This window comes from Planomonospora sp. ID82291 (assembly GCF_015711645.1).
GTDB lineage: Bacteria > Actinomycetota > Actinomycetes > Streptosporangiales > Streptosporangiaceae > Planomonospora.
Window position 1 is genome coordinate 505918 of sequence record NZ_JABTEX010000003.1, and the last position, 23238, is coordinate 529155.

Below are 23238 nucleotides of genomic sequence, written 5' to 3' on the forward strand. Positions count from 1 at the left end.
CGGCCAGTCCCGTGCTGGACTGGGCAGCAAAACTACCGACCTCAGCTCAGATGTCAACCTCGCCCCCAGCTGCGGAAACACCTCGTTTCCGCAGCTGGGAAGCGGTCGTCCCAGCCGCGCGCGGCCTTGCTCCGTGTCCGGATCGCCGCCGCCCCCGACGGCGGTCCCGCGACGGTCCTGTGACATCTCCGTGACCGCTCTGCGGCGGATCCGTGATGTCCCTGCGAGGGGCCCCGGCGGCTCAGCCGCTCCGGCGCCGTTCGAGCCCGGCGAGCGGCTCGGGCAGCGGGGCCCCGTGGACCACGCCGAGCCGCCGCGTCGCCCTGGTCAGGGCGACGTACAGGTCGCTCGCCCCGCGGGGCGACTCGCTCAGGATACGGTCCGGCTCGACCACGATGACCGTGTCGAACTCCAGCCCCTTGGCGTCGGCGACGCTCAGGACCGCCGCGGGGGCGTCCAGGGCCGCCGTGCCGGGCCCGGCGACCGCGCCGTCGACGGCCCGGGTCACCACCTCGCCCAGCTCGGCTCCGAGGGACTCGGGGACGAGCACCGCCAGGCGGCCGCCCTCGACGATCTCGGCCTTGACCACCTCGGGCAGGGACTCCAGCGGGGAGGCCGCCCAGGGCCGCTCGCCGGTCTCCCGGACCGAGGCGGGCGCGGTGAGCCCGGGGCCGACCAGCGGGAGCACGGCGGCGGCCACCGCCATCAGCTCGGTGGGGGTGCGGTAGTTGACGGTGAGGTTCTCGACCCGCCACCGCCCGCCCACGTACGGGTCGAGCACCCGCTCCCAGGAGCGGGCCCCGGCCGCCGACGCGGTCTGCGCCAGGTCGCCGACGATCGTCATCGACCGGGTGGGGCACCGGCGCATGACCATCCGCCAGTCCATCGGCGACAGCTCCTGCGCCTCGTCCACGATGATGTGCCCGAAGGCCCAGGTGCGGTCGCCCGCGGCCCGCTCGGCGGTGGTGAGGTAGAACTCGTCGCCCAGGTGCCGGGCGGCGAACCTCTCCGCGTCCATGATCTCGGACAGGCCGGTCAGCTCCAGCACCTCCTTGGCGTAGGCGAGCTGCATGCTGTCCTCCTCGCGCGCGGCGGCGCGGGCGGCGGCCTGCTCCTCCTCGGCCATCCACGCCCCGGCCCGCAGCACGCCCGGGTCGATGTCGCCGAGCAGTTCGGCGGCCTCGTCCAGCAGGGCCACGTCGGCCGGCGACCACCAGCCCTCCCCGGTGCGGGGCGGCTCGCGCAGCAGCAGCGCGCGCTCGGCCGGGCTCAGATCGGCCGCGGCGTACTCGAGCCGCTCGCGGGAGGTGAACAGCCCCAGCAGGAGCTGCTGCGGGGTGGTGTAGGGCCACAACCGGTTCAGCGCGGCCTTGACCGGCCGCTCGGTGCGGAGCTCCTCGCGCAGGTCGGCCAGCTCGTCGTCGTCGATGACGCCCTTGCCCAGCAGCTTGGCGGCCTGCCGGGCGAGGGCGTTGAGCAGGTGGCGGACGAAGACCGCGCGGGCCTCGTTGTGGGGGCGGCGCGAGCGGGCGGCCCGGTTGCGCGCGGCCTCCAGGGTGCGGCCGTCGAGGCTGAGGGTGTAGCGGTCCAGCTTGATCTCGATCGGCCGCCGGGGCACCCGCTGCCGCTCCCGCACGGCGCGCGCCACGACCTGGGCCATCCGCTCGTCGCCCTTGACCGCGGCCGTCTCGGGCCGCTCGGCGGCGGTCGCGGCGACCCCGGGGTACAGCTCGGCGACCGTGGACAGCAGCACGTCGGTCTCGCCCAGGGAGGGCAGGACCTGCTCGATGTAGCGCAGGAAGGTCAGGTTGGGGCCGAGGATGAGCACGCCCCGGCGGGCCAGCTTCTCCCGGTGGGTGTAGAGCAGGTAGGCCGCCCGGTGCAGGGCCACGACGGTCTTGCCGGTGCCGGGCCCGCCCTGCACGACGAGCACGCCGGACAGGTCCGAGCGGATGATGCGGTCCTGCTCGGCCTGGATGGTGGCCACGATGTCGCGCATCCGGCCGGTGCGGTGGGCGCCCAGGGAGGCCAGCAGCGCGGCCTCGCCGTTGAGCGTGGCCGCGTCCTCCTCGCTGAGGGCGTCGAGGTCGAGCAGGTCGTCGTCGACGCCGATCACCCTGCGGCCCCTGGTCTGCAGGTGCCGGCGGCGGGTGACGCCCATCGGGGAGGCGGGGGTGGCCCGGTAGAACGGCTGCGCCACCGGTGCCCGCCAGTCGATCAGCAGGCGGTGCTGGTCGTCGTCGGCCAGGCCGAGGCGGCCGATGTAGAGGGAGGTGTGGTCGGCGTTGTCGAGCCGGCCGAAGCACAGGCCGTTCTCCACCGCCCACAGGCGCGCCAGCCGCTCGGCGTACATCCCGGCGAAGCTGTCGCGCTCCGAACGGTTCTGGTGGGTGCCGCCGCCCCCCTGGGCCAGCACCCCGTCGAGCTGCCGCTGGGTGCGGTCGCGCAACAGGTCGAGCCGCTCGTAGAGCGAGGTGACATACTCCTGTTCCTTGGCGAGCTCGATTTGACGGGTTGCCGTCGCTCCACTATCTTTGCCGCTAATAGGATACTCCGGGCCATATAAATGCATTGTGCTGGTTGCTATGACAAACCATCACCCTAGCAGGTCCGTTGAGATGTTCCCATTCCCCGATCTCCCCGAGGCGGCCTCCTGCGGCGACCGCAGGAGGCCGCCCGCCCGCCGTCGTCACGGCTTGGTTTCGGGGCCCCTCCCTCCTTGACGGCCCCTCCGGCGGCTCCTTAGATTCTCCTCGAGTTAGGAAACTTTCCTAACTCGATGACGACGTCCTGGAGGGACCGTGCCCCAGCCGACCCCGGGGACCCCGAGCCTGCTGCGCGCCATCAACGACCGGGCCGCGCTCCAGGCGCTCCTGGAGCGCGGCCCGCTGACCCGCCCGGAGATCGGCGCCCTCACCGGCCTGTCCAAGCCCACCGCCTCCCAGCTCCTCCTCCGGCTGCAGGAGGCCGGGCTGGTCGTGCCGGGCGGCGTCCGGGAAGGGCTGCCCGGACGCACCGCGGAGGTCTACCGGCTCAACCCGTCCGCCGCCTACGTCGCCGCGCTGGACGTCACCCGCACCCACATCGACGCCAGGGTCGCCGACATCACCGGCGCGGTGGTCGGCGAGTACCGTCAGCCCACTCCGGCCGCCGCCGCCCCCCGGGACGCCGAGCGGGCCACCGAGGAGGCCGTCCGCAACGTGCGCGCCGCCCTCGACGGCGCGCACGCCCCCGCCGCCCTGCGGCACGTGGTCGTCGGCGTGCAGGGCGCGCCGGACCCCGGCACCGGCGCGCTCGGCTACGCCACCGCCGAGGACCTGCCCGGCTGGCTCGTCCCCGACCTCGTCGCCACGCTCGGCCGGCGGCTGGGCGTCCGGGTCGCCGTGGAGAACAACGTCAACCTGGTCGCGCAGGCCGAGCAGGCGCACGGCTCGGCCCGCGGGCACCGCGACTTCGTGCTGCTCTGGGCCGACGAGGGCCTCGGCGCGGCGCTGGTGCTCGGCGGGCGGCTGCACCGCGGCGCCACCGGCGGCGCGGGCGAGATCGGCTACATGCCCGCCCCCGGCGCCCCCACCGCCCGCGAGACCGGACGCTACGGCGACCACGGCTACCAGGCGCTCGGCGGCGGTCCCGCGGTGCTCAGGATCCTGCGCTCGCACGGCGTGCACGGCGACGGCCCCGCCGCCGCGGTGAGCCGGGCCGTACGCGCCGCCGGATCCGGCGGCCCGGAGGCCGCGGCGGCCCTGGCCGGGCTGCGCGACGTCGCCGGGCGCCTGGCCGTCGGCCTGGCCTCGATCACCGCGGTCGTCGATCCCGAGATCGTCGTGCTGACCGGCGGCACCCTCCTGGCCGGCGGCCGACTGCTGCGCGACCTGGTCGAGGAGGAGCTGCACGCGCTGACCATCCCCCGGCCGCCCCTGCTGCTCTCGGCCGTCGAGGGCAACCCCGTCCTGGCCGGCGCCCTCGACCTGGCCCTCGCCGCCGCACGTGAGGAGGTCTTCGGCTCCACCCTGTCCTCCTGAGGGTCCTCCTGAGGGTCCTCCCCCTGAGAGGCCTCCTCCGGTCCTCTTGAGCCCCTCCCGCCCCTGCCCCCGCCCCTGTCCCCGCCACCGACCCCGTCCCCGTCCCTTTCCGCCGTTCGTGGGACCTCCGGCTCTTCCGATTCATCCGGTCATCCCACCCCCCGATCGAGGAGGCCACTGTCGTGAACCGACGGTTTCTCACCCTCGCCACGGCCGCCGTCGCGGCCGCGGCCCTGACCGCCTGCACCGCGGGCGACCGGAGCGCGCCCGCGCTCGGATCCCAGCCGAAACCCTCCGGGAGCGCCGCCGCGGCGCTGCCCGCGGCGACCATCGAGCTCTGGCACGGGTTCAGCGCCGACAGCGAGGTCAAGGCGTTCGAGGACGCCGTCGCCGGGTTCCGCAAGAAGTTCCCGCAGATCACCGTCAAGCTGACGAAGGGCGTCCAGGACGACCAGATCACCCAGGCCGTCCGCGGCGGCACCGCCCCCGACGTGGCCGCCTCCTTCACCACCGACAACGTGGCGCAGTGGTGCCGCAGCGGGGTCTTCCAGGACCTCACCCCGGTGATCGCCCAGGACGGCGTCGACCTGTCGGTGCTCCCGGCCGCCGCGCGCTCCTACACCGAGTTCGAGGGCCGGCGCTGCACGCTGCCGATGCTCGCCGACGCCTACGGCCTCTACTACAACAAGGCCCTGATGAAGGGCGAGCAGCCGCCGAAGACCCTCTCGGAGCTGACCGCGCTGGCCAAGAAGCTCACCGTCCGCGACGCCGACGGGAACATCGAGGTCGCCGGCTTCATCCCCAGCGTCCAGTACTACGAGAACTCCCCCTCCCACCTGGGCCCGATGGTCGGGGCCAGGTGGTACAACGAGGACGGCACCTCGGCGATCGGCTCCGACCCCGCCTGGAAGAAGCTCCTGACCTGGCAGAAGGAGCTCATCGACTGGTACGGGTACGACAAGCTCGACAGGTTCCGCAAGGGCCTGGGCGACGAGTGGGGCGCCGAGCACCCCTTCCACGAGGGCAAGGTCGCGATGGCGGTCGACGGCGAGTGGCGCAACGCCATGATCACCGGCGACGCGCCGGACCTCGACTACGGCACCGCCCCGGTCCCCGTCGCCGACGACCGGCCCGAGCTGTACGGCAGCGGCTTCACCGCGGGCACCGTGATCGGCGTGCCGAAGGGGGCCGGGCACCCGCAGCACGCCTGGGAGCTGGTCAAGCACCTGACCACCGACACCGGCAGCCTGGTGACGCTCTCCAACGCGCTGCGCAACGTGCCGACGACCAGGGCCGCGATGGACTCGCCCGACCTGAAGAAGGACGCGAACTTCCAGACCTTCCTCGACATCTTCAACCACCCCAAGACGAGCACGCTCCCGCCGAACGTCAACAGCGTCTTCAACCAGGAGGCTCTCACCACCTTCCTCGTCGAGTGGGAGAAGGGCTCCGTCAAGGACCTCGACGCCGGGCTGGCCGGGGTCGACAAGCGCATCAACGACAAGCACACGCTCTCCGGGGGCTGATCCGCGATGCGTCCCACCCCTGCGGCGCCGCCCGCCCGGCGGCGCCGCGAGGGCCTGCGGGCCCTCCTGTGGCTGTCGCCCTGGCTGATCGGGTTCGCGGTCTTCTTCGTCTACCCGCTCGCCGCCACCGTCTACTTCTCCTTCCACCGCTACGACCTGTTCACGCTGGAGTTCGTCGGCCTGGACAACTACCGCTACCTGCTGACCGACGACCGGGCCCTCACCTCGATCGGCAACACCCTGTGGCTGGTCGTCTTCATGGTCCCGGCCCAGTTGCTCTTCGCCCTGGGGGTGGCCTGGCTGGTCACCCGGCTGAAGGCGGGGGCCGGGTTCTTCCGGACGGTCTTCTACCTGCCCTCGCTGATCCCGACGGTGGCGGGCACGGTCGCGTTCGTGTTCCTGCTCAACCCGGCCACCGGCCCGATGAACCAGTTCCTGGAGCTGTTCGGGATCGCCGGCCCGGACTGGTTCGGCGACAAGGACTGGGCCAAGCCGAGCCTGACCCTGCTCGGCATGTGGGGCACCGGCAACACCATGGTCATCTTCCTGGCGGCCCTGCTCGACGTGCCGAAGCACCTGTACGAGGCGGCCGCGCTCGACGGGGCGGGGGCCTGGCGGCGGTTCCGCAGCGTCACCCTGCCGACGATCTCCCCGGTGCTGCTGTTCTCCGCGGTCACCGGCGTCATCTACGCCCTGCAGTACTTCACCCAGGCGATGATCGCCGCCCGGGTCGCCTCCGGTTCCACCGACTCCCCCGGCAGCAGCTTCACCCCCGGCTACCCGGAGATGTCCACCCTGACCCTGCCCCAGTGGCTCTTCCAGATGGGCTTCCGCGACTTCTCCATGGGGTACGCGTGCGTGCTCGCGCTGCTGCTGTTCGCCGCGTCGATGCTGCTCACCCTGGTCCTGCTGCGCCGGTTCCGCGGACTCGAGGAGGTCTCGTGAGCACCGCACCCGCCGTCCTCCCCCGCACCCCGGGCCCCGCCGTCCGCCGACCGACCGCCGCGGGTCTGCGCCGGCGGCGGGCCCTGCACTGGATCGCCGTCCACTCCGTCGCGATCGCGCTGGCGATCATGTTCCTCGCCCCGCTGGTCTTCATCGCGCTCACCGCGCTCATGACCGACCAGCAGGCGCTGACCAGCCGGTTGTGGCCGCACTCGTGGAACTGGGGCAACTTCGCCGAGGTGTTCGCGCGCTCGCCCCTGCTGCAGTGGATCGGCAACACGATGCTGTACGCGGGCCTGGGCACCGCGTTCATGCTGCTGTCGTCGGTCCCGGTGGCCTACGCGCTGGCCCGCTTCCGCTTCCCCGGGCGCCGGGCCGCCTTCCTGGCCGTCATCACGATGATGATGCTGCCGCCGCAGGTGGTCGCCGTACCGGTCTACCTGATCTGGGCCCGCGCTGAGCTCACCGGCACGCTCTGGCCGCTGATCCTGCCCATGCTGCTCGGCGACGCCTTCTCGATCTTCCTGCTCCGCCAGTTCCTGCTGACGATCCCCAGGGAGTACACCGAGGCGGCCCGGGTCGACGGCTGCTCGGACCTGGCGACGCTGCTGCGGATCGTCCTGCCCATGGCCCGGCCGGCCATCGCCGCGGTGGCGCTGTTCCAGTTCTTCTACTGCTGGAACGACTACTACGGCCCGCTGCTGTACGCCTCCACGAACGTGGACAACTGGACGCTCTCCATCGGGCTGGCGTCCTTCAAAGCACTGCACAGCGTGCAGTGGAACCTCACCATGGCGGCCACGCTGCTCGTCATGGCACCGGTGATAATCGTGTTCTTCCTCGCCCAGAGAGTCTTCATCGAGGGCGTCACCTTGACAGGAGTGAAGGGTTGAAACTCGCCGTTGTCGGGGGCGGCTCGACGTACACGCCGGAGCTGATCGACGGGTTCGCGCGGCTGCGGGACGAGCTCCCCCTCACCGAGATCGCACTGGTCGACCCGGACGCCTCCCGCCTCGACCTGGTCGGCGGCATGGCCCGGCGGATGCTGGCCCGCGCCGGCCATCCGGCGAAGGTCGCCACCACCGCCTCGGTCCCCGAGGGGGTCGCCGGGGCGCAGGCCGTGCTCCTGCAGCTGCGCGTCGGCGGCCAGGCCGCGCGCAACGTCGACGAGACGCTCCCGCTGGAGTGCGGCTGCGTCGGCCAGGAGACGACCGGCGCGGGCGGCCTGGCCAAGGCCCTGCGCACCGTCCCGGTGGTGCTGGACATCGCCGAGCAGGTCCGCCGGCACGCGCCCGGCGCCTGGATCGTCGACTTCACCAACCCGGTCGGCATCGTCACCCGGGCGCTGCTGGAGGCCGGGCACCGCGCCATCGGCCTGTGCAACGTGGCCATCGGCTTCCAGCGCCGCTTCGCCGCCGCGCTGGACGTCGCGCCCGAGCGGATCGCCCTGGGCCACGTCGGGCTGAACCACCTGACCTGGGAGCGCTCCGTCCTGCTCGACGGCGTGGACGTGCTGCCCCGGCTGCTGGACGAGCACGGCGAGCAGATCGCCCAAGACGTCGGCCTGGAGGCCGCGCTGATCCGCCGCCTCGGCACGGTGCCCTCCTACTACCTGCGCTACTTCTACGAGCACGACGGCGTCGTGGCCGAGCAGCGGGCCAGGCCGTCCCGCGCGGCCGAGGTCGCGGCGATGGAGGCGCGGCTGCTGGAGCTGTACGCCGACCCGGCGGTGGACACCAAGCCCGCGCTGCTGGAGCGGCGCGGCGGCGCGTTCTACTCCGAGGCCGCCGTCGCGCTGATCGCCTCGCTGCTCGGCGACCGCGGCGACACCCAGGTGGTCAACCTGCGCAACGACGGCGCGCTGCCGTTCCTGCCGCGCGAGGCGGTCGTCGAGGTGCCCGCGACGATCACCGCCGCCGGGGCCCGGGCCCTGCCGGTCGACCCCGTGGAACCGCTCTACGCGGGCCTCATCGCGCACGTCACCGCCTACGAGACGCTGGCCCTGGAGGCGGCGCTGCACGGCGGCGAGGAGCGGGTCGCCGACGCGCTCCTGGCCCACCCGCTCATCGGCCAGGCGTCCCTCTCCGGCGACCTGGCCCGCCGCCTGGTCGAGGCCAACCGCCCGCACCTGCCCTGGGCGGCGGGCGCGTGAGGACGACCCCCCCGGGCACGGACGGTGAGCACACGAGGACCGCACCCGGCGCGGCCGGTGAGCACGCGGGGATCCCGCCGGGCACGGACGGCGCACGCGTGCGGACCGTGCTGGCCGTCGACGGCGGCAACAGCAAGACCGACGTCGCACTGGTGGCCGAGGACGGCACCGTCCTGGCCACCGGCCGCGGCGGCGGCTTCCGGCCGCAGAGCGAGGGCGTGGGCGCCGCGGTCGACGTGCTGGGCGACGCGGTGCGACGCGCGCTCGGCCCCGGGGCGGCCCCGCCGTTCGCCGACCACGTGGCCGCCTACGTGGCGGGCGCGGACCTGCCGGTGGAGGAGGAGACGCTCCGCGACGAGATCCTCGCCCGCGGCTACGGCCGCGAGGTGGCGGTCGGCAACGACGCCTTCGCGCTGCTGCGGGCCGGCGCCTCCGGCCCCTCGGGCGTGGCGGTGGTCTGCGGGGCGGGCGTCAACGCGGTCGGCGTCTCCCCCACCGGTGAGGTCGCCCGCTTCCCCGCGCTCGGCAGGATCAGCGGCGACTGGGGCGGCGGCCTCGTCCTCGGCGAGGAGGCCCTCTGGCACGCCGTGCGCGCCGAGGACGGCCGCGGCCCGGCCACCGCGCTGGAACGCGCCGTGCGCGGGCACTTCGGCGCCCGCACCGTCGAGGAGGTGACGCTCGGCCTGCACTTCGGCGACCTGCCCCACGCCAGGCTGCACGAGCTGGTGCCGGTGCTGATGGCGGTCGCAGCGGCGGGTGACGCGGTGGCGCGCTCGATCCTGGCGCGGATGGCCGACGAGGTCGTCGTGCTCGCGGTCGTCGCGCTGCGCCGCCTCGGCCTGCTGGACTCCCCCGTCGAGGTGGTGCTGGGCGGCGGCGTGCTGACGGCCCGCGACGCGCTGCTGGACGACATGATCCGGCGGCGCTTCGCCGAGCGGGCGCCCAAGGCCGAACCGGTCGTCGTCACCCTCCCGCCCGTCGCGGGCGCCGCCCTGCTGGGCCTGGACGCTCTCGGCGCGGGCGAGGAGGCCAAGACCCGCCTGCGCGACCGCTTCCGCAGCCGCGTCTGAACGGCCGGGCTCGGGCGTCCGGGCTCGGGCGTCCGGGGCCGGACCCCGCTCCGCCCACCGCGCCGGGGCCCGTCCGGTCCCGGCGCGGCACCGGGCCGGGCCGCGCCTACGAGGGCTGCGGCGGCTTCTCCATCAGTTCGGGCGCGCGGTGCTCGTACGGCGTGCTGAGCACGACGGTGGTCCGGGTCGAGACGTTGGCGGCGGTGCGGATCTGGTTGAGCAGTTCCTCCAGCGCGAGGGGCGAGGCCACCCGCACCTTGAGGATGTAGCTCTCGTCACCCGCGACGCTGTGGCAGGCCTCGATGGCGCTCAGGTGCGACAGCCGGTCGGGGGCGTCGTCGGTGGCGGCCGGGTCGATCGGTTTGATGGAGACGAACGCGGTGAGCGGCAGGCCGATCTCGTCGTAGTCCACCAGCGCCGCGTACCCGCGCACCACCCCGCGCTTCTCCAGCCGGCGCACCCGCTGGTGCACCGCCGAGACCGACAGGCCCGTCTCGCGGGCGAGGTCGGTGAAGCTCATCCGGCCGTCCTCGGCCAGCAACGTCACGATCCGGCGGTCGATCTCCTCCACCCGCCCAAGGTAGCGCGATCCCACCCGGACCATGACCAACCCCTGATCACGATCCGGACCCGCCGCCGCCCCGCCTCGGCCCGTCCGCGACGATGGCGGTCGACACCGCCTCCCGGGCGGCGATGGCCGCCGTCGGCCTGCGGTACGTGCGCACGTTCCACCTGGACCGGGACGACCCGATCCCCGGCAGCGAGTTCGGCGAGGTCGAGTACGCGATCACCCGGCGGGAGCGGCTCGCCCGGCGGAGTCAGGCGCACGAAAGCACCTGAGGACGCCCGGCCCGCGCACACGGTCGCGGATCGCCGTCCCCGCCGGTGATGCATGAGAGGGCCCCGGGACCACCGGGCCCCGTACCCGGCGCAACGCCCCCTACCGGGGCTGATCGCCCCCGTTGTCCTCGGTCAGGTCTCGGGTACGGCGCAGCAGCGCCTCCCGTACCGGGTCCGGTGACAGGACCCGCAGCCTGGTGCCCAGACCGAGCAGGTAGTCGGCGAGCTGGTCGGCGTCGTTGCCGCCGATGTCGACGATCGTGGCGTCGGGGCCGTCCGGGCGGTGGGAGCCGATCGTCGGCGGGACCAGCCGTAGCGCCCGGTCCACGGGGTGCGGCAGCCGGACCGTCGCGTAGAGCGGGTACACGACGCCCGCGATGCCCCGGGAGACGAGGAGCACCGGGTCGGGCGGGTCGAGGAGTTCGACCGCGTGTCCGGTCGGCCGGACGTGCACCACCCGGTCGGCCCGGAACGTCCGCCACTGGTCCCGGGCCACGTCCCGGGCGACGAAGTACCAGCGAAGCCCGGTGAACACCAGTCGGTAGGGGTCGACGTCCCGGACGGTGGCCTTGCCCGCGTGGTCCCGGTAGGACAGCCGGGCGCGTTCACCGCGGCGGCAGGCGGAGGCCAGCTCCAGCAGCGTGCCGGACGAGATCTGACGGTCCGCGGGCCGGGGGGTGTGGACGAAGGTGGCGTCCATCTCGCCCAGCCGGTCGGCGATCCGCGGCGGCAGGACCGCCCGGAGTTTCAGCAGCGCCGACAGCGCGGCCTGGTCGCCGCCCAGGACACCGCTGAGCGCGGCCTCCCGCAGTGCGACGGCCACCGCGAGCGCCTCCTCGTCATCGAGGATCAGCGGCGGCACCCGGATGCCGCCGCCGAGGCGGTAGCCGCCCCACGGCCCGGGGTCGGACTCGACGCCGTAGCCGAGCTCCCGCAGCCGGGCGATGTCCCGCCGGACCGTGCGGTCGGTGACCGCCATCCGCTCGGCCAGCTCGCGGCAGGTCCATGTCGGCCGGGCGGACAGCAGGGAGACCAATCGCAGCAGGCGGGCGGAGGTACCGATCACATCCTGAAGTGTCCCCGATGACCAGGACCGGAACTGTCCTGGTCCCGTCATAGCGTCCTCCCATGAGCACCGAACCCGCATCCGCACCCGCGATCCGTCTGCTGTCCGTCGACTTCGACTGCCCGGACCCCGCCGAGCTGGCCCGCTTCTACGGCGACGCGCTCGGCCTGCCCGTCGTCTACTCCAGCGACGACTTCGTCCTGCTCGGCCGGGAGGGTTCATCCGGACTGGGCTTCATCCGGGTGGCCGACTACCGGCCTCCGACCTGGCCGGATCCCTCCCAGGGCAAGCAGGCCCACATCGAGCTGGGCGTCGACGACCTGGAGTCCGCCCAGGCGCGGATGCTGGCGCTGGGCGCCTCGGAGCCCCCGGTCCAGCCGCATCCCGACGAGCGGAGGGTCCTGCTGGACCCCGCAGGCCACCCGTTCTGCATCTCCACGCAGAACTGAGCGCCGTCGGCCGGCCGCCGGACCCCGGTGACGCGCTCGCTCGGGTGCCCGTCGCGCGCCGGTCGGGGGCCGGGCGTCCCCCGCATGAGGCGATCCTCTCAGGAGAACCGGCCTCCGCCGAAGCCGGGGCGCTCCACCACGAGATGATCGCCTCATGGTGGATGTGATTTTCTTCGATCTGGACGGCACCCTGGTCGATCACCGAAGCGCGGTGTGGGAGGCCATCGGCCGCATCGTCCGGGCGGCGCCGAACGCGACGGCTCCGCCGGAGGAGCTGGTGACGCTGTGGTGGACGCTGGAGGGGCGCCACATGCGGGAGTACCTGGCGGGTGAGTGCTCCTTCGCCGAACACCACCGGCGCAGGATCCGTTCCTTCCTGCCGGTGCTCGGCGAACCGGTCCCGGAAAGCCCCGGCCTTCTGGACGCCTGGATCGCCGAGCGCTACCTCACCGTGTTCGAGGAGTCCTGGCGGTGCTATCCCGATGTCCAGCCCTGCCTGGAGACCCTGAAACGACTCCCCGCGGGACCGCGTCTGGCCGTTCTCACCAACGGGGACCCCGAGCAGCAGCGCGCCAAGCTCGCCCGCTTCGGTCTCCTGGAGTACTTCGAAGCCGTCCTGACTCCGACCGAGCTCGGCGTGGCCAAGCCCGCCGCCTACGCCGCCGCCTGCCGGCGGATGGGGACGGACCCCTCGCAGGCGGTCAACGTGGGCGACATGCTGGAGAGCGACGTGAACGCGGCCGCCCTCGCCGGGCTCACCGGCATCTGGCTGGACCGCGGTGTCGACTTCGTCACCGGTGGGCCGTCGCCGACGGCGGACGAGACGGTGCTCCGCATCGAACGCCTCACCGACCTCCCCGGCCACCTGTCACGCACGAACGCCTGACCGGCTCCCACGAACCGCAGCGCGGCCCGGGTCGGGGAGTCCGCTCTTCTCCCCGCGCCAGGCGGGCCGGACGCCGCGGTCCGCGACCGCCCGGGGGCGGGCAGGGAACGCGGCGGGCATCGGGGCGGTCAGGCGCCGTCCGGGCCGGAGGGTTCGACGGCGGCCAGGCGGCGGCGCAGGTGGGCGCGTTCGGGCTCGGTGCCGGCCAGGGCGAGCGCCTCGCGGTAGGCGGCCGCGGCCTCGGGGAGCCGGCCGAGCCGCTGCAGCAGGTCGGCGCGGGCCGCCGCGTACGGGTGGTGGGCGTGCAGGCGCGCCTCACCGGCCAGGCCGTCGAGCAGCCGCAGCCCCGCCTCGGGGCCGTCGCGCATCGCCACCGCCACGGCCCGGTTGAGCGCGACGACCGGGGACGGCGCGAGCACCAGCAGCACGTCGTACAGCGCCACGATCTGCGGCCAGTCGGTGGTGGCGACGTCCGCGGCCTCGTCGTGCAGCGCCGCGATCGCGGCCTGCACACCGTACGCCCCCGGCGGGCCGCCGCTCAGCGCGGCGAGCACCAGAGCGCGACCCTCCTCGATCATCGTGCGGTCCCAGCGGCTCCGGTCCTGGTCGGCCAGCAGCACCAGCCCGCCGTCCGGGCCGGTCCGGGTCTCGCGCCGGGCGTGGACCAGCAGCATCAGGGCGAGCAGCCCGGCGACCTCCCGCTCGGCGGGCATCAGCCGGCGCAGGATCCGCGCCAGCCGGATCGCCTCCTCGGCGAGGTCGAACCGCTGCAGGTCCGCACCCGAACTCGCCGCGTACCCCTCGGTGAAGATCGAGTACAGGACCTGCAGCACCCCGGGCAGGCGCTCGGGCAGCTCGTCGGCGCCGGGCACGCGGAACGGGATCCGGGCCTGGCGGATCTTCTTCTTGGCCCGCACGATCCGCTGGGCCATCGTCGCGGGCGGGACGAGGAAGGCCCGCGCGACCTCGGGCGTGGTCAGCCCGGCCAGGCAGCGCAGCACCAGCGCCGCGCGGTCGTCGGCGGCCAGGGCCGGATGGGCGCAGGTGAAGAAGAGCTGCAGCCGCTCGTCGGGCAGGCCGCCGTCGGCCTCCGGAGGCGGAACGGGACCGGCCCGCTCCGCCTCGACCTGCAGGACGGCCAGCCGGGCGGCGTAGGCCTTGTCCCGGCGCAGCCGGTCGACGGCCTTGCGCCGCGCCGTCGTCAGCAGCCAGGCGCCCGGCCTGGTCGGCACGCCCGCCGCCGGCCAGTGCGCCAGCGCCGCCTCGATCGCCTCGGAGGCGACCTCCTCGGCCAGGTCGAGGTCACCGAAGCGGCGCACGAGGGAGGCCAGCAGCCGGCCGTACTCCTCACGGAACAGCGCCTCCACCGCCGCGCCCGCTCCGGCCGCCCGGCCGGCGTCCCGCATCGCCGTCAGGCCCCGAAGTCGGCGACCGGCCGCACCACGACCGCCCCGCTGCCGCGCGCGCCGGGGCAGCGGGCGGCCCAGTCGAGCGCGGCGTCGAGGTCGGGGACGTCGATGACGTAGAAGCCGCCCAGGACCTCGCGCGTCTCGGCGAACGGCCCGTCAGTGACGGTCCGCTCCCCGGAGGAGCCGACCCGGACCGTCGTGGCGGTCACCAGGTCCGCCAGCGACTCGCTCGAGACGTGGATCCCGGCGTCCCGCACCTCCTTGTCGTAGGACATCCAGTCCTCGACCGTGCACTCGGCGGACGCGCCGTTCTCGTCGACGGCACCCGCATGGATGAGCAGCATGTACTTCACTGTCGTCTCTCTCCGATCCTGTTGTGATCCCCGTACGGCGGTCGCCGTACATCATGACGACGAACGGGGGACGACCGGATCGACAGCGCCTTCGAAATTTCTCCCCCGGGGGCGGGGACGCCGGTCCGGTCCTCCCGGCGGGAGCCGCCGGAAGGACCGGAGAGCGCCGGGTCGCGGGTCCGTTCCCCCGGCGGAGCGGCATCGCCGGGTCACCGGTCCATCCCCGCCCGGCGGCTCCCGTCCCGCCGGAGACGCCCCGCCTCCGTCACCGGGCCAGGGCGCGGCCGATCACGAGGCGCTGCACCTGGTTGGTGCCCTCGACGATCTGCAGGACCTTCGCCTCGCGCATGTACCGCTCGACCGGGAAGTCCTCCACGTAGCCGTAGCCGCCGAGGACCTGGACGGCGTCGGTGGTGACCTTCATGCACATGTCAGTGGCGAACAGCTTGGCCATCGCCGCCTGCGTGCCGTACGGCCGGCCCGCGTCGCGCGCCCGGGCCGCGTCGAGGTAGAGGGCGCGGGCGGCGGCGAGCTGGGTGGCCATGTCGGCCAGCAGGAAGGAGAGTCCCTGGAAGTCGACGAGGCGCGATCCGAACTGGCGGCGCTCCTTGGCGTAGGCGGTGGCGGCGTCGAGGGCCGCCTGGGCCACCCCGACGGCGCAGGCGGCGATGCCGAGCCGGCCGCCGTCCAGCGCGGCCATCGCGATGCGGAAGCCCTCCCCCTCGGCGCCGAGCAGCGCCTCCGGCGCGAGCCGCGCGCCGTCGAAGCGGACCTGCGCGGTCGGCGAGGAGCGCATGCCCATCTTCTTCTCCGGCGCGGCGGACGAGAGGCCGGGGGTGGCGGCGGGCACGTGGAAGCAGGAGATGCCCCGGGCCCCGTCGTCGGACGTGCGGGCCATCAGGGTGTAGAAGTCCGCGACCCCGCCGTGCGTGATCCAGGCCTTGACCCCGTCCACGGTGTAGCCGTCCTCACCGCGCACCGCCCTGGTCGTCAGGGCCGCGGCGTCGGAGCCGGAGTGCGGCTCCGACAGGCAGTAGGCGCCCAGCAGCTCGCCGCCGAGCATGTCCGGCAGCAGCTCGGCCCGCTGCGCGGCGCTGCCGTAGGCCGCGACCGGGAAGCACGAGAGCGTGTGCACCGACAGGCCCAGCCCGACCGCCAGCCAGCCGGCGGCCAGCTCCTCGATCACCTGGAGGTACACCTCGTACGGCTGCGCGGCCCCGCCGTGCTCCTCGGGGTAGGGCAGGCCGAGCAGCCCGGCGCGGCCGAGGGTGGTGAACACCTCGCGGGGGAAGCGCCCGGCGGACTCGTCGGCGGAGGCCCGGGGCGCGACCTCCTTGCCGACCAGGTCGCGGACCAGGTCCATCAGGTCGTGGGCCTCGGGACGGGGAAGGACGCGCTCGACGGACATCTTCCGCACACTCCAGATCATGGGCGTGGAACACGGGGACGGGGTGACCGGGATCACCGGCCACCCCGATTCTGGCATCCGCCGCGCCCCGGCGGAGCCCCGCCCCGGCACGCCCGGGGCTCGGACGCGGGCACCGCGACCGGACCCCGGCCCCGACCCGGACCCCGGCCCCGACCCGGACCCCGACCCGGACCCCGACCCCGACCCCGACCCCGACCCGGACGACGGACCGGACGACGGGCCTAGACGACGACCAGTTCGCGCGGGCGGTGGTTGACCCGCTCGCCGCCGTCCTCGGTGCAGATCACGATGTCCTCGATCCGGGCGCCGTGCGTCCCGGGCAGGTAGACGCCCGGCTCGACGGAGAAGGCGAAGCCCGGGGCCAGCGGCTCGGCGTTGCCCGCGACGATGTAGGGCTCCTCGTGGGTCTCCAGGCCGATGCCGTGGCCGGTGCGGTGGATGAAGTACTCGCCGTAGCCCTCGGCCGCGATCACCTCGCGGGCGGCGGCGTCGATCGCCTCGCACGGCACGCCGGGCCGTACGGCGGCGCAGGCGGCCTCCTGGGCGCGCCGGAGCACGTCGTAGGAGCGCAGGAAGTCCGCCGGGGGCTCCCCGACCGCGTAGACGCGGGTGGAGTCGGAGCAGTAGCCGCTGGGCATCTGCCCGCCGATGTCGACCACCACCGGCTCGCCTGCCCGGATGACCCGGTCGGACAGCTCGTGGTGCGGGCTGGCGCCGTTGGGCCCGGAGCCGACGATGACGAAGTCGACCGTCTCGTGTCCGGCGGCGATGATCGCCTCGGCGATGTCCCGGCCCACCTCGCGCTCGGTCCGGCCCGCTTTCAGGAAGCCGGGCACCTGCGCGTGGACCGCGTCGATCGCCGCGCCGGCCTCGCGCAGCGCGGCGGCCTCGGCGGCGCTCTTGCGCATCCGCAGGCCCCGCAGGACCGTCCCGGCGAGCACCTGCTCGGCTCCGGGCAGCGCGTCGCGGAAGCGCAGCGACTGCATCGCCCACATCCGGTCGGCCAGGCCGACCCGGGCGACCGCGCCCAGACGGGCGCCGACGGCCGCGTAGGGGTCGTCGGTCTCGTCCCAGGGCACGAACTCGACGCCGAGCCGCGCGGCCGGGGAGTGCTCGGCCGCGGGCAGCTCCAGCCGCGGCACCATCAGGAAGGCGTCGCCCTCGGCGGGCAGCACCAGGCAGGTGAGCCGCTCCAGCGGCAGCGCCTGGTAACCGGTCACGTAGCGCAGGTCGGGGCCGGGGGTGAGCAGCAGCGCGTCGAGCCCGGCGGCGGCGGTCGCCTCCTGCGCGGCGGCCAGGCGGGCGACGGGATAAAGGTCGTAGGACTCCGTTGTCACGCCGACCAATCTACGGGCTCCTCCCTCCTCGTGCCGATCACCGGACCCGCGGGGCGGCGCCGCCCCGACGCCTCCCGACGGCCTCACGGACGCGCCCCCGCACCGGACGCGCCCTCGCGCCCTCGCACCACCGCGCCCGACGCGGCCCCGCACCGGATGCCGGCGACGCTCCCGGTTGGTTAGATGGGGCCATGTCCGGCCTTCTGCTCCTCGACACTCCCTCTCTCTACTACCGCGCGTTCTACGGGGTGCCCGAATCGGTGACCGCACCCGACGGGACGCCCGTCAACGCGGTCCGCGGCCTCCTCGACATGATCGCCGCGCTGGTCCGGGAGCACTCCCCCCGCGAACTGGCCGCCTGCATGGACGCCGACTGGCGGCCCGCCTTCCGGGTGGCGGCCATCCCCTCCTACAAGACCCACCGCCTGGCGGCGGACGGCGGGGAGGAGACGCCGGAGGCCCTCGTCCCGCAGATCGGCGTGATCGAGCGGGTCCTCGATGCGGCGGGCATCGCCCGGATCGGGGTGGCCGGTTACGAGGCCGACGACGTCATCGGCACGTTCACCGCCCGGTCCGCCGGTCCGGTGGACATCGTCACCGGTGACCGGGACCTGTTCCAGCTGGTGGACGACGCTCGACCGGTCCGCGTCCTTTACACAGTAAGGGGAATCAAGAACATCCAGCCCGTCGACGAGGCCGCCGTCACCGACAAGTACGGCATTCCGGGCCGCTCCTACGCCGACTTCGCCGTCCTGCGCGGCGACCCCAGCGACGGCCTGCCCGGCGTTCCCGGCGTCGGCGACAAGACCGCCGCCGCGCTGGTCACCCGGTACGGCTCGCTCGCGGCGCTGCTCGACGCCGCCGACCGCGACGACCCCGCCCTGACCAGGGCCCAGCGCGCCAGGCTCGCCGCCGCCCGCGACTACCTGGCCGTCGCCCCGGCGGTGGTCCGGGTGGCCCCGGACGCGCCGGTCCCGGAGACGGACCTGCGCCTGCCCGCCGAGCCCCGCGACCCCGGGGCGCTGGCCTCCCTGGGCGAGCGGTACGGCCTGGCGAGTCCGCTCAAGCGCCTGGCCGCCGCCCTGGGCTGGCCGGCCTGACCCGCCCGCGCGAGGGCGGCCCCGGTGCGAAAACGCCTGGCGAAGAGTCGTGTCCTACCGGCTTCCAGGCGCGGCCGACCGCCCCGCCGCGTCCTACTCCTCCGGCTTCCAGGCGCGGAGCAGTCGGGAGCCGCCGGCGGCTTGCCGATCCCCATCCGGTGGCAGCGGCGTCGGGCTCGGCCGCCGGTCGTTCTGGTCACCCGGGTCCGGAGCGAAGCGGGTCGGACGGTGGCCGGCACCGCGCCGCGCTGATGCGCCCGTGCGGACTCATCGTCCTCCATGGGGCAGGATCCGTCGGCAAGGAGCGCTTCCTCATCAGCCGTCAGCGTCCCCGGCCGGGCCCGCTCCGGGCAGGGCGCGAAGTCCGATGCACCGGGGGCCGAGCGTCACCGCGGTTCGTCGGGCAGCTGCTCCATTCGTGCGCACATTCTGCGCAGGCCGGAACGGCTGGTCGATGGGCCCCTTTTTCTCCGGGTTCGGCCCTCATGGCACCACAGCAAGGTCTGCGGTACAAGACCGCCGCCCGATGCCTCCGCGGCTCCTAAGGCCGAGTCGGCGCTCGTCTCCTACCCGCCGCCGGACCCGTCGTGCGGCTCAGCGGACGACGTTGACCGCTGACCTGACCAGGTCGCTACGAGTGCCGTCGCCGCTCCAGGTCCCCCACACGCTGGCGTAGCGCACCGAGCCCGCACGGACGGTGGAGGAGATCTGCAACTGGACGCGGATCAGCCGGTAGGCGCCGCGTGCCAGGGCGACACGCCACCCGGAGCCCGAGTGCATGCCGGCGGTCACGTCGGTGCTGCCGGAGAAGTAGCGGACCGTCGATCCGGACGATGCACGGCTGCCCTTGACGGCGATGACCGCGGTGGAGGTGCCGTCGTTCTGGACGCGGACGTAGAAGCTGCGCGGGGTGAGCGTCCGCCCGGTCCGGCGCACCGTGGTCGTCTTGGTCTGCGCCGTCGTCGCGCCGGTGGCGTAGACGTTGTCCCCTGCGTACCCGGAGCTCGCGGAGGTGCTGATCAGGGCGTCGGGGCGCTGGTCGCTGGCGGCGATGGTGACGGTCATCGTCGCCGGGGATCTCAGTTCCGTACCGGGGCTGGGCGAGGAGAGTCCGACGACGATCGTCTCGGCGGCCTCGGCCACCGTGTCGTTGCGGATGGTCAGCGCGATGGCCTTGGTGCTCTGGCCGGAGATGAAGGTGAGGGTGCCGGAGGCGAAGATGAAGTCGCTCCCCGCGGTGGCCCGTCCTCCGCCGAGTGAGTAGTTCACCGTGGCGGTGGACGTGGTTCTGGTCCGAGTGACCGGCAGGTAGACGGTGCCGGCGTTCTCGGTGACCGTTCTGGCCGTCTGCGGGAACCCGACCAGCGGGTGGACGATCGCCAGGTTGTGCGCGCCTCCGGCGGAGATCCGGGTCGCTCCGGTGAGCCCGGCGGGTACGACGGTCTGGCCGTACGTATCATCACCCCAGGTGGCAATGGTGCCGCCGGACCTCAGCGCGAGGCTGTGCGTGCCGCCGGTGGAGATCTGGAGCACATTGGTGAACCCGGAGGGTGCGAACCCCCGGGGGTGGTTCTCGCTCCATTGCGTGACGGTGCCGTCCGACTTCAATGCCAGCCTCACGTCGCCGCCGGCGGCGATCCCGATCACGCCGCGGAGTCCGGCGGGCGGGGCGAGCGTGACACCTGCATGGTCGTAACCCCAGCCGGTCACGGTGCCGTCGGACCTCAGCGCCAGGCTGACGCCACCGCCGGCGGCGACCTGGACCACGTCGGTGAGCCCGTCGGGCACGGTGGACTGGCCCTGGCTGTCGTCGCCCCAGGCCATCACCGTGCCGTCGGACAGCAGCGCCAGGCTGTGACGGTCCCCGGCGGCGACCTGGACCACGCCGGTGAGACCGTCGGGCACGGAAGCCTGGCCGTTCCCGTTCCATCCCCAGGCGGTGACGGTGCCGTCGGACAGCAAAGCAAGAGCATGAAAGTAACCGGCGGCCACCTGGGTCGCGTTGATGACCCCGGGCACGCTGGTCACGCCTTCGTAGTCGAGCCCCCAGGCGGTAAGGGTTCCGTCGGACTTCAGCGCCAGGCTGAAGTTGCCGCCGGCGGCGACCTGGACCACGCCGGTGAGCCCGTCGGGCACGGTGGACTGGCCGGAGGAGTCGTCACCCCAGGCCACGACGGTTCCACCCGCGGCGGCGTGCACCGGACTCGGAACGGCCGTCAGAGTCGCAAGGACCATCGCGACGGCGGCCAGCAGCGCATGCACCCTCCTGAAGAGGTGCCGCCGGTGGTCGGCCGGCATCGGATTCGCCGCTGAACTGTTCATCGGCCCTCTCGTCTTCGCGTCGTGGGCAGACTGCGGACCCGCCCTCCAGCCGTACGGCGGAGACCGAGCCGTTCTTCCTCATCGTCCGCAGCACCGAAGAAGTGAGGGATACGGTGATGAACGTTCACACCGACGATCGGATGATCTTCCAGAGGACGGTCATCGCCACCGGCATCTCCGTCGGCGGCCGCCGTGAAATCCTCGGATTCTTCACCGTCGACAGCAAGGAGCGGTAGTTCGGGACCGGATTCTCTCGCCTACTGCGCACCCACGACCTACCCGGGGGCGGGCAGGGACACATCGACCGTCCGCACCCTCCGCACCGGCCGATCCATGGCGGGCCGCCCACCGCTCGACCCGAACGACCCCACCGACCTGGACGAGGCGGTAGGTTGATCGCCGTGCCGTACAGGAGCATCCGGGTGCCCGGTGAGTGCCATCCGCGCCTCGAGGACGGTTTCGAGCGGATCCGCCGGGAGCTGAAGCTGCCCGAGGAGTTCCCGCGCGCCGTGATCGACGAGGCCGAGTGGGTCGCCGAGGTGCCCCGGCTGCCCGTGCTCGACCGGACCGACCTGCCGCTCATCACGATCGACCCGCCCGGCGCGATGGACCTGGACCAGGCGCTGCACCTGGAGGAGCGGCCCGGCGGCTACCGCGTCTGGTACGCCATCGCCGACGTGGGGGCGTTCGTCCGGCCGGGCGGGCGGATCGACGCCGAGGCCCGGCTCCGCGGGGAGACCGTCTACCTGCCCGACGGGCGGGTCCCGCTCCACCCGCCGGTGCTGTCGGAGGGCGCCGCGAGCCTGCTGCCCGGCGCGGTCCGCCCGGCCGCGCTGTGGTGCCTGGACCTGGACGCCGACGGCCGGCTCGTGGGCGCCGACGTCACCCGGGCCCGGGTGCGCAGCCGCGAGCGGCTCGACTACGACTACGTCCAGGCGGCGGTCGACACCGGCACCGCCGACGGCACGCTGCGCCTGCTGGCCGAGATCGGCCGGCTCCGCCTGGCGCTGGAGCGGGCCAGGGGCGGCGTCACACTGCCCGTCCCGGAGCAGGAGGTGGTCGCCGACGCGGACGGCTGCTACCGGGTGGAGCTGCGCGCCCCGCTGGAGGCCGAGGCGTGGAACGCGCAGATCTCCCTGCTGACCGGCATGGCCGCCGCCACGATGATGCTGGACGCCGAGATCGGCCTGCTGCGGGTGCTGCCGCCCGCCCCGGACACCGCGGTCGCCCGGGTGCGGCGGACGGCCGCGGCGCTGGACGTGCCGTGGCCCGAGGACGCCTCCTACGGCGACGTCGTGCACTCCCTCGACCCGCGGATCCCGCGGCAGGCCGCGTTCCTGGAGGAGTCGACGGTGCTGCTGCGCGGCGCCGGCTACGCGGCCTTCAACGGCGGGCCCCCGGCGGAGTCCGGCCACGCCGCGGTGGCGGCGCCGTACGCCCACGTGACCGCGCCCCTGCGCCGCCTCGCCGACCGCTACGCCACCGAGATCTGCCTGGCGGTCGCGGCGGGCGAGCCGGTGCCCGAGGAGGTCCAGCGGGCGCTGCCCGAACTGCCGGACGTCATGTGGGTCACCGGGCGGCGCGCGGGTGCCGCGGAGCGCGAGTGCGTGAACCTGGTGGAGGCGTTCGTGCTGCGCGACCGGGTCGGCCAGACCTTCGACGCCGTGGTGATCGGCGCCGACGAGGACGGCTCGGGCGGCGAGGTCCAGGTCGTCGACCCGCCGGTGACGGCCCGCTGCGACGGCGAGCGCCTCCCGCTGGGAGAGCGGGTCCGGGTACGGCTGACGCGCGCCGACCCGGCCACCCGGGAGGTCCGCTTCGGCCTCGCCTGAGCGGACGGCCCGGCGACCGCCTCCTCACCGCCCCCAGCCGGGGACCTCGACACCGGGCCCCGGCACCTCGGCCCCCTCCCCGCAACGCGCCGGCGTCCGCCACCGTCGCCGAGCGGAGCCGGGCCGGACGGAGACGGACGGAGACGGACGGAGCGGGGCCGGGAACGGCCGAGGCCGCGCCCGGGGGCACGGGCGCGGCCTCGGGGCCGCGGGAGCGGCGCTTCGGGTCCGGCTACCTCTTCAGGCTCCAGCCCGCGCCGACGCCCATCAGGTGCAGCGCGACGCACAGGAGCCCGGCGGTGCCGAGCGTGGTGACGGTGACGACGCTGCCGACGGCGACACCGGCGATCTCGAAGATGAGCGCGAGCAGGAACAGCAGCGCGGCGGCGAGGGCGAACATCCCTACCTCCTGGGGGGCGGGCCAACGGGTTCCGACATGGAGATCTCCGGTGGGACCACCCCGGAAACGGACCCCGGGGTGACGTTCCGCGCACCGGCCG

The 23238-nt window shown here is 74.1% G+C and carries 20 protein-coding genes; 11 read left to right on the plus strand and 9 right to left on the minus strand.

All coding sequences use genetic code 11. The features are described 5' to 3' along the window. Positions 1 to 241 precede the first annotated feature (241 nt). Entirely contained in the window at positions 242 to 2572 is a 2331-nt protein-coding gene (locus HS045_RS21515) for an ATP-binding domain-containing protein (RefSeq protein WP_196453242.1), read from the minus strand. Between the two features lie 229 nt (positions 2573 to 2801). Here HS045_RS21515 and HS045_RS21520 point away from each other — a divergent pair, with 229 nt between their 5' ends. The 6 genes from HS045_RS21520 (at position 2802) to HS045_RS21545 (ending at position 9715) form a co-directional block, all read left to right on the plus strand. Continuing rightward, complete coding sequence (locus tag HS045_RS21520) at positions 2802 to 4022, plus strand: ROK family transcriptional regulator (RefSeq protein WP_196453243.1); 1221 nt, start codon at positions 2802 to 2804, stop codon at positions 4020 to 4022. A gap of 182 nt (positions 4023 to 4204) precedes the next feature. Then, on the plus strand, positions 4205 to 5548 hold the full coding sequence (locus HS045_RS21525) for an ABC transporter substrate-binding protein (RefSeq protein ID WP_196453244.1): 1344 nt from the start codon (positions 4205 to 4207) through the stop codon (positions 5546 to 5548). A 6-nt stretch (positions 5549 to 5554) separates the two neighbouring features. Continuing rightward, positions 5555 to 6493 (plus strand): carbohydrate ABC transporter permease, encoded by a 939-nt coding sequence (locus HS045_RS21530; protein ID WP_196453245.1) that lies wholly within the window; start codon positions 5555 to 5557, stop codon positions 6491 to 6493. Next, positions 6490 to 7386 carry a carbohydrate ABC transporter permease gene (locus HS045_RS21535; RefSeq protein WP_196453246.1) on the plus strand — a complete coding sequence of 299 codons (897 nt, stop codon included), beginning with the start codon at positions 6490 to 6492 and terminating at the stop codon, positions 7384 to 7386. The genes HS045_RS21530 and HS045_RS21535 overlap by 4 nt, the downstream gene beginning before the upstream one ends. Continuing rightward, positions 7383 to 8645 (plus strand): 6-phospho-beta-glucosidase, encoded by a 1263-nt coding sequence (locus tag HS045_RS21540; protein ID WP_196453247.1) that lies wholly within the window; start codon positions 7383 to 7385, stop codon positions 8643 to 8645. Before HS045_RS21535 ends, HS045_RS21540 begins: the two co-directional genes overlap by 4 nt. Beyond that, positions 8642 to 9715: a BadF/BadG/BcrA/BcrD ATPase family protein gene (locus tag HS045_RS21545; protein ID WP_307827637.1), complete on the plus strand. Its 1074-nt coding sequence runs from the start codon at positions 8642 to 8644 to the stop codon at positions 9713 to 9715. The genes HS045_RS21540 and HS045_RS21545 overlap by 4 nt, the downstream gene beginning before the upstream one ends. 106 nt (positions 9716 to 9821) lie before the next feature. Here the strand turns inward: HS045_RS21545 and HS045_RS21550 are convergent, their stop codons facing one another. Then, positions 9822 to 10286, minus strand: coding sequence for an Lrp/AsnC family transcriptional regulator (locus HS045_RS21550; protein ID WP_196453248.1), 465 nt, complete (start codon positions 10284 to 10286; stop codon positions 9822 to 9824). A gap of 92 nt (positions 10287 to 10378) precedes the next feature. On the opposite strand from HS045_RS21550, the gene HS045_RS21555 reads away from it, so the two are divergent. Beyond that, positions 10379 to 10555 carry a hypothetical protein gene (locus tag HS045_RS21555; protein ID WP_196453249.1) on the plus strand — a complete coding sequence of 59 codons (177 nt, stop codon included), beginning with the start codon at positions 10379 to 10381 and terminating at the stop codon, positions 10553 to 10555. A gap of 100 nt (positions 10556 to 10655) precedes the next feature. Here HS045_RS21555 and HS045_RS21560 read toward each other — a convergent pair whose 3' ends face one another. After that, complete coding sequence (locus HS045_RS21560) at positions 10656 to 11621, minus strand: YafY family protein (RefSeq protein WP_196453250.1); 966 nt, start codon at positions 11619 to 11621, stop codon at positions 10656 to 10658. A gap of 62 nt (positions 11622 to 11683) precedes the next feature. Between HS045_RS21560 and HS045_RS21565 the strand changes: the two genes are divergently transcribed. Further along, on the plus strand, positions 11684 to 12070 hold the full coding sequence (locus HS045_RS21565) for a VOC family protein (protein WP_196453251.1): 387 nt from the start codon (positions 11684 to 11686) through the stop codon (positions 12068 to 12070). A gap of 154 nt (positions 12071 to 12224) precedes the next feature. Next, positions 12225 to 12956, plus strand: a complete 732-nt coding sequence (locus HS045_RS21570) for an HAD family hydrolase (protein ID WP_196453252.1) — start codon at positions 12225 to 12227, stop codon at positions 12954 to 12956. A gap of 128 nt (positions 12957 to 13084) precedes the next feature. Here HS045_RS21570 and HS045_RS21575 read toward each other — a convergent pair whose 3' ends face one another. The 4 genes from HS045_RS21575 to HS045_RS21590 form a co-directional block, all read right to left on the minus strand. After that, positions 13085 to 14362 (minus strand): RNA polymerase sigma factor, encoded by a 1278-nt coding sequence (locus HS045_RS21575; RefSeq protein ID WP_196453253.1) that lies wholly within the window; start codon positions 14360 to 14362, stop codon positions 13085 to 13087. Positions 14363 to 14367: 5 nt separating this feature from the next. Then, a complete protein-coding gene (locus HS045_RS21580; RefSeq protein ID WP_230884523.1) occupies positions 14368 to 14709 on the minus strand; it encodes a YciI family protein in 342 nt (113 codons plus the stop codon). Between the two features lie 274 nt (positions 14710 to 14983). After that, the gene (locus HS045_RS21585) at positions 14984 to 16126 is read right to left on the minus strand and encodes an acyl-CoA dehydrogenase family protein (RefSeq protein WP_196453770.1); all 1143 of its coding nucleotides are present in this window, start codon (positions 16124 to 16126) and stop codon (positions 14984 to 14986) included. 242 nt (positions 16127 to 16368) lie between these two features. Beyond that, positions 16369 to 17484 carry a Xaa-Pro peptidase family protein gene (locus HS045_RS21590; protein ID WP_196453255.1) on the minus strand — a complete coding sequence of 372 codons (1116 nt, stop codon included), beginning with the start codon at positions 17482 to 17484 and terminating at the stop codon, positions 16369 to 16371. A 191-nt stretch (positions 17485 to 17675) separates the two neighbouring features. Between HS045_RS21590 and HS045_RS21595 the strand changes: the two genes are divergently transcribed. Continuing rightward, positions 17676 to 18584, plus strand: coding sequence for a 5'-3' exonuclease (locus HS045_RS21595; protein WP_196453256.1), 909 nt, complete (start codon positions 17676 to 17678; stop codon positions 18582 to 18584). A gap of 594 nt (positions 18585 to 19178) precedes the next feature. Here the strand turns inward: HS045_RS21595 and HS045_RS21600 are convergent. Continuing rightward, on the minus strand, positions 19179 to 20906 hold the full coding sequence (locus tag HS045_RS21600) for a Calx-beta domain-containing protein (protein ID WP_196453257.1): 1728 nt from the start codon (positions 20904 to 20906) through the stop codon (positions 19179 to 19181). Between the two features lie 401 nt (positions 20907 to 21307). On the opposite strand from HS045_RS21600, the gene HS045_RS21605 reads away from it, so the two are divergent. Further along, positions 21308 to 22738: an RNB domain-containing ribonuclease gene (locus HS045_RS21605; protein WP_307827638.1), complete on the plus strand. Its 1431-nt coding sequence runs from the start codon at positions 21308 to 21310 to the stop codon at positions 22736 to 22738. Between the two features lie 232 nt (positions 22739 to 22970). On the opposite strand, the gene HS045_RS21610 is transcribed toward HS045_RS21605, so the two are convergent. Continuing rightward, positions 22971 to 23138: a hypothetical protein gene (locus tag HS045_RS21610; RefSeq protein ID WP_189236313.1), complete on the minus strand. Its 168-nt coding sequence runs from the start codon at positions 23136 to 23138 to the stop codon at positions 22971 to 22973. Positions 23139 to 23238: the final 100 nt, after the last annotated feature.